This window comes from Methanosphaera sp. WGK6, assembly GCF_001729965.1.
In the GTDB taxonomy this organism is placed as follows: domain Archaea; phylum Methanobacteriota; class Methanobacteria; order Methanobacteriales; family Methanobacteriaceae; genus Methanosphaera.
The window spans coordinates 45,154-58,526 of record NZ_JRWK01000011.1 but is presented as its reverse complement, the minus strand read 5'-3'; the positions used below and the strand labels follow the sequence as shown (position 1 = coordinate 58,526).

At 27.8% G+C, this 13,373-nt stretch carries 12 protein-coding genes; 5 read left to right on the top strand and 7 right to left on the bottom strand.

The features are described from left to right. Positions 1 to 556: 556 nt before the first annotated feature. From NL43_RS06495 to NL43_RS06485, 3 genes are all read right to left on the bottom strand, one after another. Positions 557 to 829 (bottom strand): hypothetical protein, encoded by a 273-nt coding sequence (locus tag NL43_RS06495; protein ID WP_069593247.1) that lies wholly within the window; start codon positions 827 to 829, stop codon positions 557 to 559. A 10-nt stretch (positions 830 to 839) separates the two neighbouring features. Continuing rightward, positions 840 to 1,124: a hypothetical protein gene (locus NL43_RS06490; RefSeq protein ID WP_069593244.1), complete on the bottom strand. Its 285-nt coding sequence runs from the start codon at positions 1,122 to 1,124 to the stop codon at positions 840 to 842. A 441-nt stretch (positions 1,125 to 1,565) separates the two neighbouring features. Next, a complete protein-coding gene (locus tag NL43_RS06485; RefSeq protein WP_069593243.1) occupies positions 1,566 to 1,823 on the bottom strand; it encodes a hypothetical protein in 258 nt (85 codons plus the stop codon). A 110-nt stretch (positions 1,824 to 1,933) separates the two neighbouring features. Between NL43_RS06485 and NL43_RS06480 the strand changes: the two genes are divergently transcribed. Both NL43_RS06480 and NL43_RS06475 read left to right on the top strand, forming a co-directional pair. Beyond that, positions 1,934 to 2,461 carry a hypothetical protein gene (locus tag NL43_RS06480; protein ID WP_069593242.1) on the top strand — a complete coding sequence of 176 codons (528 nt, stop codon included), beginning with the start codon at positions 1,934 to 1,936 and terminating at the stop codon, positions 2,459 to 2,461. Then, a complete protein-coding gene (locus tag NL43_RS06475; RefSeq protein ID WP_069593241.1) occupies positions 2,454 to 2,723 on the top strand; it encodes a hypothetical protein in 270 nt (89 codons plus the stop codon). The genes NL43_RS06480 and NL43_RS06475 overlap by 8 nt, the downstream gene beginning before the upstream one ends. A 134-nt stretch (positions 2,724 to 2,857) precedes the next feature. Here the strand turns inward: NL43_RS06475 and NL43_RS06470 are convergent, their stop codons facing one another. Further along, positions 2,858 to 3,871 carry a TMEM175 family protein gene (locus NL43_RS06470; protein ID WP_069593240.1) on the bottom strand — a complete coding sequence of 338 codons (1,014 nt, stop codon included), beginning with the start codon at positions 3,869 to 3,871 and terminating at the stop codon, positions 2,858 to 2,860. 123 nt (positions 3,872 to 3,994) lie between these two features. Here NL43_RS06470 and NL43_RS06465 point away from each other — a divergent pair, with 123 nt between their 5' ends. Then, positions 3,995 to 5,380 (top strand): MFS transporter, encoded by a 1,386-nt coding sequence (locus NL43_RS06465; protein ID WP_069593239.1) that lies wholly within the window; start codon positions 3,995 to 3,997, stop codon positions 5,378 to 5,380. A gap of 186 nt (positions 5,381 to 5,566) precedes the next feature. On the opposite strand, the gene NL43_RS06460 is transcribed toward NL43_RS06465, so the two are convergent. The 3 genes from NL43_RS06460 to NL43_RS06450 form a co-directional block, all read right to left on the bottom strand. Continuing rightward, positions 5,567 to 5,773 (bottom strand): histone family protein, encoded by a 207-nt coding sequence (locus tag NL43_RS06460; RefSeq protein ID WP_069593238.1) that lies wholly within the window; start codon positions 5,771 to 5,773, stop codon positions 5,567 to 5,569. Positions 5,774 to 5,914: 141 nt separating this feature from the next. Next, positions 5,915 to 7,150, bottom strand: a complete 1,236-nt coding sequence (locus NL43_RS06455; RefSeq protein WP_069593237.1) for an LL-diaminopimelate aminotransferase — start codon at positions 7,148 to 7,150, stop codon at positions 5,915 to 5,917. A 32-nt stretch (positions 7,151 to 7,182) separates the two neighbouring features. Next, complete coding sequence (locus tag NL43_RS06450; RefSeq protein WP_069593236.1) at positions 7,183 to 8,874, bottom strand: glutamate--tRNA ligase; 1,692 nt, start codon at positions 8,872 to 8,874, stop codon at positions 7,183 to 7,185. 1,504 nt (positions 8,875 to 10,378) lie between these two features. Here NL43_RS06450 and NL43_RS06440 point away from each other — a divergent pair. Together NL43_RS06440 and NL43_RS06435 are read left to right on the top strand one after the other, a co-directional pair. After that, positions 10,379 to 11,854: a sodium-dependent transporter gene (locus NL43_RS06440; protein WP_069593234.1), complete on the top strand. Its 1,476-nt coding sequence runs from the start codon at positions 10,379 to 10,381 to the stop codon at positions 11,852 to 11,854. A 135-nt stretch (positions 11,855 to 11,989) separates the two neighbouring features. Then, the gene (locus NL43_RS06435) at positions 11,990 to 13,120 is read left to right on the top strand and encodes a CapA family protein (protein ID WP_069593233.1); all 1,131 of its coding nucleotides are present in this window, start codon (positions 11,990 to 11,992) and stop codon (positions 13,118 to 13,120) included. Positions 13,121 to 13,373: the final 253 nt, after the last annotated feature.

Below are 13,373 nucleotides of genomic sequence, written 5' to 3'. Positions count from 1 at the left end.
ATTACAAGGGAATTTTTTCATAATATTTTTTTGACTAATTGTATGAAATACATAAGTTTTCACAATAATTTTTTTTGTATGTTTTTAAGTTTATTCTAGATTTATTTTATATGTGTTAGGATTAATTTTTGTGTCATTTTTTTTTATTCTAGAATTTTATTTAAATATTACTTTTTAATTATTGTTTTTACACCTTCTTACTCATATATAAACATGTATCTATATAAATGGTTATTTCAAATTTATTTGCATAATATATGAAAGTTATACTTAATTTATGTATAAATTGGATATGATTCATGATTTTTTTTTTAAAATAAGTTTAAATAAGATTATAATTTAATGGAATTCTTAAGTGAATGAATTTTTTCTAAAAAATAGATTTTTTCTAATAAAATTTAAAATAATAAGGATAGTATGTTGATTGTGGTATTTATTGTATTTATTCTTATTAATCTCCCTTTTTCATAAGAATAGTTTTTCCCCTATTTTCAATAAATAATGTTTCCTTTTCAAATCAACATATTATTTCTGGTCGTTAAGTGTATTGGTAAATCTAAATTATTCCTGATGCTTCAAGCATTGATTGAATACCTAGAATGAATATTGCTAATCCACCAATAAATTCAATAGCTCTTGCATATTTAATTGCAAATTTTGTACCGAATGTACCAATTACTAACCAAATTACTACTGCAATTAAACTTAATATTCCAAGTGTTATTGGATTAACTCCTTGTACTGCTCCTTGACATCCAAGAATTAGGTTTTCTATGTTACCAAATATGATTAATGCCCAAAAATCTTTATATTCTTCTATTATTGACATATTTTCACCTTTATTTGTAGTTTGGATCTTCATGGAATCTTACTGCTTCAACCATTGATTGAATACCTAGTATAACTATTGCAAGTCCACCTATGAAATCTATAATATTTGCGTAAGGCATAGCTATGGTTGTACCTACTGTTCCAATAATTAACCATACAATAACTGCAATTATACTTAATATTGCTAGTTTTAGAGGATTAGCTCCTTTTACTACACCTTGTGATGCAAGAATTAAGTTTTCTATATTACCAAAGATTATTAACCATATTAATGGTAAAAATTCTTCTAACATTCTTTCACCTTATACTTTTTTTAAATAATATTTCTTTTTTTTGAGTTTTTAAGAAATACTTTATTTTATCGAATAGTTACAATATTTTCATTATTATTCGTTTATAATTAAATATTTGTCATGATAAATAAGCATTAATTAAATTATTTTAACTTTATACTCTAATAAGTTAAATGTAACTGAACATTGTAAATTAGATTACCAATGTTTACACTATTATATAGGTAATTGTTCTATTTAAAGTTATTACTTTTATCATTTAGAAAGATATTTTAAATTTATACTCTTAATGTATGTTAAATAAATAATTCTCGTTATTATTGTTTTATTAATTAAACAAGTTTTTTGATAAAAAAATAGGGCAAATTATTTTAGTTTTTTATTAAAATAAGGATTTTAAAGTATGTATTATTTTTTTTAATAATTGGTTAGTATATGTTATTAGTCCTCATAGTCTATTATTTTTTTTACTTCTTGTAAATTAGATGGTACTAATCGTACATCAAGTCCATGATATGTTTTGTAGAGATTAATGTATTTTTGTTTTCTCAGGGATTTAATACCTTTCTTTATTTCTTTTGTTGAATATTGATTTAGATTTTTACAAATATTTATTACAGGGGTGTGATGTTTTCCAATACAGCCATGCTTAAATAATGTGCATAAAATATCTCGTTCAATATCAGGACTACTTTTCATATACTATAAATATAACCTTTCCAATATATAATAATATGTATAATTTTTGTACATAAATATGAATTTATTAAAAAACATGTACAAATAATAAACATAAGAGTTGATAATGTATGTATGAACAAATATTTGGAAAATACCCACAAGTCAAAGTAATAAACTACATACTAATAAATCCTGAAAAAACATATTCCAAAAAAGAAATAGCAGTTGGAGCTGGAATATCAAGAGTAACACTAGACTCATTCATTAAAAATTTAGAAGAACTAAACATAATAAAAAAAGAAGGACTAAAATACAAGATAAACACAGAATCAAAACTAGTAAAAACACTAATAAAAACACAAATAAACCTAGCTGAAATACTAATGCAAGAATACATAGAAAACAATAAAAACACAGACAAAGAAATAACAGACCAAGAACTAGATGACTTCTTAGACAACTTCAACTATGAAGTAAACATAGACCAAGAACTTAAAAAAATAGAAAATAAAGACAAATACACACTATTAGATAATTCAAAAATAATACTTCCAAAACACCCACAAACAATAGCTTCAACAGACATTCAAAGGGACTTTGTTATAAAAGGATTTGTCAACAACGATAAAAATGGGAAAATGATAAATTATGGATAATCTAGACAATTTAAACAATGGACAAGTACCAAAAATAGTTTTCAAAGACAATGAAACAAAAGTAGTATCAGGTGCAGTATGTGTAGGATCAGATGATCAAATCAGATTAGCATTCCTAGAAGAAAAACTATCCAGTGATGAATTTAACAACATGGAAATGATACAAGAATGCAACACCCAAATAGTAATGACTAGACAAGTAGCTAGAAACATAATACACGTACTAGAAGAAAACCTAGCATCATCAGAAAATCAATTCTAAAACTAAAATCATCCACACCATTTAAAAACTACTTCTTATTTTTTTTTAAAATACTTAAATTACAAAAAGAGAAAATATCCACAACATAAACAGAAATCAACACTCATAAAAAAAATTAAAAAAAATAATTTAAATCAATCAATAGATCTAATTGCTGAAACCACAGGAAGAAGTAAAAATAAATACATAAATCCTGGAGCTACAAGAAAATCAAGTAAATTCACAACAATAACCAATCCCATTAAAATCATAAAAGTATGAGTAATATAATGAACATTTGCTATAACATGACTATCAAGATAATCATACCTACAACCATAATACAATAACAACAAGAAAGTTACAATAGTCACAAAAACATTAATTCCAAAAGCCACATTAGCCAGGAAAAATGAACTATAATCACCAATAATTGACGTAGTAAATGGAATAAAAGATATAAATGCAAGATGAATCAAATTCAGCCATAAAAATACAACATCCATATTCTTAATCTTAATATATTCATGATGAAAAATCCAAAAAGAACTAACCACAATAAAACTAACAAACACAACACCAATATCAGGAATAATAGATATGAAAAATTGGATAAATTCATTATAAGTTGTCAAGGAAACATCCGGTATTGAAATACCAAATGCAAGTAAAGTTATAACCATACCAAAAATACCATCAGTCAAGGCAAGAAGACGACTAGGATCAATATCCACAGTTTTATTAAATGAATTAAAATGTAATTTCAAATAATTAAACATATGATTTAGGAAGCTAACTTTCCGAAAACTACTTTTTATTTTTTCAATAAGTTTATTCTTATCATCATCAGATAAATTATTAAAATTAGACACACATTCATTTAACATTTTCTCTTCAGTAGTATTCATAGATGGATTGGGCAATGAATAAATAGTATTATCATTATCTTCATTAACTAATTTACTAAATTTATTAATACTATTAGCTATACTAAAATTAGTATTATTTTCATTTAAATAAAATTTCTTAAATTCATTAAATAACTCATAATTCTTATTAGAATCATCTTCTAATTCACTTATTTTTCTATCAATATTTCTTTTAAGAGCATATAGTTCCATGAATTTTCTAAACATTTCCTTTTCATCAGAATCATATTCTTTAACCATACTTTTTTTCCCAACTAAGTTTTATCTTCTATACTTAATAATATTTAACTAGAACTTTATCTAATTAATCATCAACTATCTGTACTGTGGTTTTAACAATCATGTATGATAATATAATATAGTATGGAGATTAATGAAGATACAATAAATAAATATGTTGTTATAATAGCAGTATTATGTTCATTTGCCGTGGCATTTACTTCAAATGCCGTGTCAGTAGCACTGCCAACAATAGCACATGACTTAAATATTACTAATATCATGCAAAACTGGGTTGTGAACATATATTTACTTATTATAGCAGCAGCTAGTGTACCTTTTGGGAAACTATGTGGAAAATATGGTTTAAATAAGACTTTAAAAATTGGAATAATTATTTATATTATAGGTGCAGTTCTTTCAGGACTAGCTCATAATATAACATTTCTAATGATATCAAGAGTTATTCATGCAGTGGGTTCAGCTATATTATTTGTTAATGTAATGGCAATAATCACATCACAAATACCACCACAAAGACGTGGACAAGCTATTGGATTAAATGTAACTGGAGTTTACATGGGTTTAACACTTGCACCTACAATTGGTGGTATATTATCTGAAAATATTGGTTGGGGCAGTATTTTTTATGTTACAATTCCTCTTATAATAATTGCATATTGTCTGTTACATTTAATTAGTAAGGAATGGTTAATAGGTGATGATGTATCTATAGATATAGTTGGTTCTCTGCTTTATGTGATTGGTATTGTTGTTTTAGTATATGGTTTTACAAGATTCAATCAAAGTATTGGTATGATTATGGCAGTTATTGGAGTTATCATTCTCATATTCTTTGCAAAATATGAATTAAAAATCACGAATCCTATATATAACATAAACTTATTTAGGAATTCCAAGTATACCTCATCAAATATCGCATCTTTGATTAGTTATTTTGCAACGTTCGTAGTAACTTATATTTTAAATTATCACTTTCAATACTTAGAAGGACTAGATGCACAGACAACTGGTTTAATACTAATAGTAACACCACTACTAATGGCAATATGCTCACCATTTGCAGGAAAACTATCTGATAAAATAGAACCACAAATACTAGCAGCAATAGGAATGGGACTAGTATCAATAGCATTATTCATATTATGCTTCATGAACCAGACAACACCACTATATATGATAATAATATCAATGGCACTACAAGGAATAGGATTTGGTATATTCTCATCACCAAATAATAATGTAATCATGGGATCAGTATCTAAAAAAGACATAGCAACAGCATCAGCATCACTATCAACAGTTAGAACTATAGGTCAATCATTTAGTTTAGGATTACTAACACTAATATTTGCATTTATCATGGGAAATGTAACAATAAATCCATCTAACTACAACTTACTAATACAAAGTAGTCAGATAACTATGATAATAGCTACTATTTCCTGTATCATAGCAATGATACTTTCATTAATTGGAATAAAATCCAAGGATAAAATAATACAATAACCACCCATATCCACCTTATTTTTTTTATAGATTAATTAATTTAGGATAAGTTATATTTAAAATAAGGATACATATGATAAGATAAAATAGTTTACTTTTCATTGTAAAAATAATTTGTATAAATATTAATTAAAAAATAGGGTATAAACTTAAGTTAATAAAAAAAGATTTTAAAGAGGAGAAGAATTAGAAGTGTTTTAATGCTAATTCTACGTCTTCTGCTTGAATAGTTTTACGGTCAGCATGTTTTGCTAAGTCAATAACTGTAGCTGCTAATTTTGCTGCGTAATCTTCTACTGCTGCAACGATTTTTTCTTCTGCATCTTTACTGATTCTTTCTGCACCTGCATTTTTAACAATTCTTGTTACTGGTGCTTTTGGTATTTCTGTCATTTTTTAACATCTCCTATATTTAATAAATTAACTTTGTTGTAGGTATTATTTAATAGTTTCTTATTATTAACTACTTTTAATTGAATATTTCTTCTATATTATGAAATATTTAACAAACTATGAAATAAAAAAATAAGGAAATTAGAATTCTAATTTAGAAATTCTTTCCATAGCTTCAACAGTATTTTCATAAGTGTTAAATGATGTTAATCTAATATAACCTTCTCCACTAGGACCAAATCCAGCTCCAGGAGTACTTACAACATGAGCATCATTTAATAATATATCAAAGAAACTCCAGGAATCAATATCATTAGGAGTTTTAAACCAGATATAAGGAGAATCTACTCCACCATAAACATGTAATCCTATTTTTTCAAGACCTTCACGTATAACTTTAGCATTTTCCACATAGTAGTCAAGATTTTCCTGAATTTCTTTTTTACCTTCTTCAGTGTAAATTGCTTGAGCTGCACGTTGAACTGGGTATGATACACCATTAAATTTTGTGGATTGTCTTCTATTCCATAATGGGTTAAGTTGTACATCATTACCTTCAGAATCTTTCACATAAACTTCTTCAGGTACAACACAATAAGCACAACGAGTACCAGTGAAACCTGCAACTTTAGAATAACTTCTAAATTCAACAGCTACTTCTTTTGCTCCTTCAATTTCAAAGATACTATGAGGAACATTTTCTGTTTTAATAAATGATTCATATGCTGCATCAAATAATATTAATGCATCATGTTCATGTGCATAATCCACCCATTCTTTAAGTTGATCTTTAGTAAGAGTTGTTCCTGTAGGATTGTTAGGATAACATAAATAAATAATATCAACATCTTCTTCAGGAAGAGCTGGTACAAAATCATTTTCTTCAGTACATGGAAGATATACTATGTTTTCATAGAACCCATCATCACCCATTTTACCACTACGTCCAGCCATAACATTACTATCTACATATACAGGATATACAGGATCTGTTACAGCAATGGTATTGTCTGCTGAGAATAATTCTTGGAAGTTTCCAGTGTCACATTTTGCTCCATCACTAATGAATACTTCAGAGTTTTTAAGTTCTACACCAATAGTATTATAATCATTTTTTATAACATCTTCAATAAGGAAGTCATATCCTTGTTCTGGTCCATATCCTCTGAATGTATCTGCTTGACCTAATTCATCTACTGCATCATGGAATGCTTTAAGCACGGTTTTTGCTAGTGGTCTTGTAACATCACCAATACCCATTTTAATTAATTCCACATCAGGGTTTGCTTTTTGATATTCTTCTACTCTTCTTGCTATTTCTACAAATAAGTAATTATTTTGTATTAATCCAAAGTTATCATTAACATTTACTGCCATTTTTTTCACCTTTTTTTTAATTTATTATTTAATTAGTTGTGTGTGTAATAGAATGTTATTTCATCACTAGTTACATTATCAACTCTTGCAAATCCAAATCTTTCAAGTTGTACCATATCATCAACTTTAACACTACTACTATCAGCTTCAATATAACCTTCAGTTACAGTGTTATCAGGCATTACAACTTTTGCTTTTATAGCATCTTCTGTTGGAACCCATTGGATGATAAGTGCATGCTTGGATTGTGCTTCTTCAAGAGTTTCACTATCATATACTGCACTATCACTATCTACATTAATATTTACAAGATCCATTAATCTTAATGGCTTATTTTGACTTATAGCCTTATCATAGTCATCTTGTGGAATGTATGCTGAGCCATTAAAGTTTAGAGTTCTCATTCCTTTTTCTGGTTGATTGTAGTGTAATTCACGACTTATACTTAACTCTTGTTTATCTTCAGGAATATTAGCTATATCTACTTTCACAGGATTTGGTATGAAGAAGTAACGATTCGTATTTTCTTCTATGATATTACGGTTTAATCCATATATCTTTTTCCAGCTAATAGTTGCATCAGCCTGTTTTGTACCAATTTCTTCAATTAAATCATATAATGATTCTTTCTTAATACCACGTCTAGCAATAGCTTGTATTGTTCCAAGTCTTGGATCATCCCATCCAGTGTATTTTCCACTTGCTATTCCTTCACGTGCCTTAGATGTACTTAGAAGTACATCATCCATTTTAAGTCTTCCATAATGAATAAATTCTGGTATATCCCATCCGAAGTGTTTGTAGAGGTATGCTTGTTTTTCACTATTTGCAAGGTGATCTTTTCCTCTTAGTACATGGGTCATACCTAGTAGATGATCATCTATTGTTACAGAGAAGTTCATCATTGGATAGATTCTGTATTTATTTCCAATTCGTGGATGTTCTTGGTCTACTATTCTCATAGCAACCCAGTCACGGATAGCAGGATTTTTATGATTAATATCTGTTTTCACACGAAGTACTGCTTCTCCTTCTTCCATGTCACCAAATTTATCCCATAATTCCATGTTTTCTTCTACTGTATGACTTCTACATGGACATGGTTTACATTCATCTTTAAGTTTTTTGAAATCTCCACCATCACAGGTACACATGTATGCTGCACCTATTTCTATTGCTTTTCTTGCATAGTCATAGTAGATTTCTATTCTATCACTTTGAATGTATGTTTCATCAGGTTCTATACCTAACCATTCAATATCTGCTGGTATTGAATCATATGCATCTACTTCTACTCTTTTTGGATCTGTATCTTCTATTCTGAGTATAAGTTTTCCATCATATTTTTTCTGGTATAACATATTAAGTATTGCAGCTCTTGCATGACCAATATGCAGTGGTCCTGATGGGTTTGGTGCAAATCTTAGTGTTATTTGTTTACCTTCTGGTGCTTCAAGTTCTGGTAAACCTTTTGGTTTTTCTGGTGCTCTTTTATGTTCTTCCAGTCCACCATATTTTTCAAGTTCACTTGCTTGTTCTTCAGGACTAAGTCCATTTACTTTTGCTGTTAATTTTCCTGCAAGTTGTGACACAGTTTTAGGGTCTTTTCTCATTTCAGGGTTTTTGGACATTACCATTCCAATAACTGAACCTGTTTGACACTTATTTCCATGTTCTACTGCATTTGTTAAAGCATATTTATATATTGTTTCTTCAATATCCATGTATAGCCTCCACTATTTTCTTGTTAAATATAATAAATATAATGTTCCCTTTTAATCATTCATAGAAAGTCATTATGTTATTATATATGTTTATAAAATCTATAAAATGTTTGTATGTCTCTGTCAAAAGTTATGTGGGTCATTATTTTATTTCATGTTTTTCTTCCCAATAATCAATTCTCAGTTGGAATCTACTTTAAATTCCTTTTTGTGATTTCATTACTCTTTTCATGTGTTTTGGAAATAGTTTTTGGAACATGTTTTCTATTTTATTACTTGTTTTTTCTATATTTTTATTTTCATCAATAAGTCCTGTTAACTCTGTATTGAATGTTTTACCACAATGTTTACATTCATATCTTTGAATTTTACATTTTTCTTTTCCTTTATTTAATAAAATTAAATTTCTTGTTGTAAATCCATTTTTTTAATAACTTTTCGATGAACATTTCTGGACAAAAAACATGTTCTTGTTTAAATAATGTAATTCCTTTATAAAATGTTTGAATTACTTTTTTATAATAAAAAGATCTATCAATTGTAAAATAAGTGTATGAAAAACTATTTTTATTTAATTTTTCAAAAAAATTGTAAAATTTAAGTTGTTCATCAACAAATATACTATTAGATGAGCTTTGTTTAGTTGAATACATGTTTAAATATAATATTATCTTCTTATATTAATTCTACTATTTTATTTTTTAATTTTAATAAAAATTAAATGAGAATTATTTCTAGTGTAAATTATAAAAGAATATTATACAAAAATAACCTTAAAAACTAATTTTCAAATAAAATAAGATAATTATAATAAAAATTTTCATATGAATTCTATGAAAAAAAATGAAGTTGAATCATTTTAAGTGTAAACTTTCATCTACATCGAAACCACCTAATTTTTTGCAGTGTCAAATTATCCATATTATTTATGTACAACAAATAAGTATAATATAAACATGGAAACAGTAATTATAGATGATAGGACATATATAATACACTTTCCATATTAGTATAATGTAGATATAAATATGATGAATAGAAAGAATAATCTTTTTATTTACTAAATTTTATATCCTTTTTGTAATAAAACAAATCTCTTTTAAAAAACTATTTTTATTTTTAGATTAAAATAAAAACTTAAAATATTTCTTCATATTTTTTAAATCAAAAAATTTTTTATTTTTTATAAATTGTGTCTTCGCCAAAATTCAAAAATTGATTTTTAATAATGCCTATTTGGACTTTAATTGTAAAATAAAGAAAAGTTCATATGAAAAAATTTATTTTGGCGGACACTCTTTAATTTTCATACGAATTCTATGAAAAAAAAATGAAGTTGAATCATTTTAAGTGTAAACTTTCATCTACATCGAAACCACATAATTTTTTTTACAGTGTTGTTTGTATTATAAGAAAAGTCTCAGTAATTTTTATAATCTATTTTCTATAAATATAATAAATAAAATAGGGAATATACTCTTTATATTTTTTTTGGGGGAGATAGATGTCAGATACTAAAAATAATAATCATAATCATACATGGGATAGTTCATTTTCATTTCTCATGGCAATGATAGGTGCTGCAGTAGGACTAGGTAACATATGGCGTTTTAGTTACGTGTTATACTCTAATGGTGGAGGAGCATTTCTAATACCATACTTCTTTGCAATATTTATCATGGGAATACCATTTTTAATACTGGAATATGGACTTGGATTTAAATTTAAAGATTCATTATCAAATATACTTAAAAACCTGAAGCCACAATTTGAGGTAGTAGGATGGTTTACAGCATTTCTAATATTTCTAGTACTAACATATTATGTTGTGATAATGGGATGGGATGTAATATACCTGATACTAAGCTTCTTTAAGGGCTGGGGATCAAATCCTGATTTATTCTACACTACCAATATCATAGTAGGTGGAAATAACCTTGACAGTATACTTACACCAGTAATACCAACACTACTTGTTACAATAGCAATATGGATATTTCTATGGTATATATCACATAAAGCACTAGATAAAGGAATAGCAAGAGTAGTTAAAATAATGATACCATTATTATTCATAATGATGGCAATAATAGTATTCTACTCATTCACACTACCAGGACACTGGATAGGACTAGAAGCATTATTTAATCCTGACTGGCAAGCATTAACTAATATAAATATATGGCTAGCAGCATTTGGACAAATAATCTTCTCATTATCAATGGGTCAAGCAATAGCAGTAACATATGCAAGTTACTTACCAAATGATTCAAAACTAATAGATAATGTACTTATTGTTGTAAGCTCAAACTCTGGATTTGAGTTATTCACAGCACTAGGAGTATTTAACATACTAGGATTCATGTCACTAGCAAGTGGACTTCCAATAAATGAAATAGCAACAAGTGGTTCAGGACTACTATTCGTAGTATTCCCAGGAATATTTAATGTTATGGGTGATGTAGCATACATAATAGCACCAATATTCTTCATATGTGTATTCTTTGCAGGAGTAACATCAGCACTAGCATTTATGGAACCAATGTCACTAGCATTATCCAAGAAATTTGGATTTTCAAGAGTAAGAGCAGTGACACTATTATGTAGTGTAGGACTAATAATATCACTAGTATACACAACAGGTTCCGGAAACTACATACTAACACTAGCAGATGCATTTATTAACCAATTTGGAGTACTACTAGCTGTAGTATTACAATCACTCATATTTGGATGGTACTATGGAGTAGAAAAACTACTACCAACACTAAACAAGTTATCACATGTGCATGTAGGAAAAACATGGGTAGTAGTAATAAAATACATACTACCATTAGTAATATCAGTCATGTGGATTATAGGAATGATAGAACTACTAACAACAGAATCATCAACAGATTTACTTGTACAAATAGTTATCTCATTATTCTTCCTAATACCAATAGTATTAGCCATAATACCATCAAGAAGAGAAGCATAAATATTCTCTTCAAATTTAACCATTTTTTTTAAAACAAAACTTTTTCTTAGAAATTAATTAATTCAAAAAAAAAATTCTTTCAATAGTAATTTTTATACATTATTTTTAACAAAACTAAACATTAGTGAATAAAAAATGAGTCAAAAAGATAATCTAAAAAAGAAAATAATAATACTAATAGTATTAATCATAATTCTTGCAGGATTACTAGTAACATTAGGAAACCCATTTAGCAGTGACAAATCATCATCACTAATACAACAATTCACTGAAGATACAACAACTAAGGGAAACTTATCAATAACAGTAACAGGAGATGTAATGTTTGGACGTAAAATGCCAGGAGTACTCTCCACAACAGAAAGTCCCTACAGATATGTAAGTAATGTAACAGGACCCTCAGACATACTACTAGTAAATACAGAAAATCCTTTCACAACAAGTGGAAATGCAGTAAAACCAGACGTACCACTAAAAGCAAGTCCACAATACATAAACCTAGTAAATGGAACAAATGGAACAGTAATATCTGCAAATGCAAACAACCATGTATTTGACTATGGAGTTGAGGGAATGAGAGATTCCATAAAAAACCTTGATGAAGCAGGAATAATACATATAGGAGCTGGAGAAAACAAGGAAGAAGCAACACGTCCAGTAACACTAGAACAAAATGGACATAAAATAACCATATTCAACTACATGGACAGTGACAACTTCAAAGAATACAGTAGTGAAGTAATGCCAGTAGCAGGAGATGAAACACCAGGATACTCAGCATGGAGTGACACAGAATCACCACAACAAATAAGTGAGGCTAGAGCAAATGGTTCTGATATAATAATAGTATACATGCACTATGGAAATGAGTACAGCAGAAGCCCAAATGAAGCACAAGAAAACATCTCACACAAAGCAATAGATGCTGGAGCAGATGCAGTAGTAGGAGCACATGCACATGTAACCCAGGGAATAGAAGTATACAATGGAAAACCAATATTCTACAACCTAGGAAACTTCATGTTTGACCAAAGTAACACAGCAACACACAGAGCATACATGGTAAACTTTGACATAGTTGATGAAAATGTAACAGCAACAGTATACCCTGTAGACATAATAGGATACCTTCCACACTTCATGTCTAGCAGTGATGGTAGAAGTCTACTTGAAGAACTAAATCCACAATGCTCAGAGCTTACAATAACCAATCCAGGAACAGGAAAACTATCATTCAAACTAGGAAATAACACCACAGAAAAATAAGAATATCAAACTTAACCACCCAAACTATTATTTTTTTTTAATATTCTGTAGAGAAGACCATTCATAAAAATATAATTCATTTAAACATTATAACTTTCTTACAAAACTTCATATAATCATCTTCACTTACTTTTTTTCATATAACTTTTATTACATTTAATGATAATTAATTATCTGGATAAATAACTCTTTTTATAAAAATATAGTTAAAATAAATAAAATAACACTTAATTTAGAAAATAAAAAAACTACT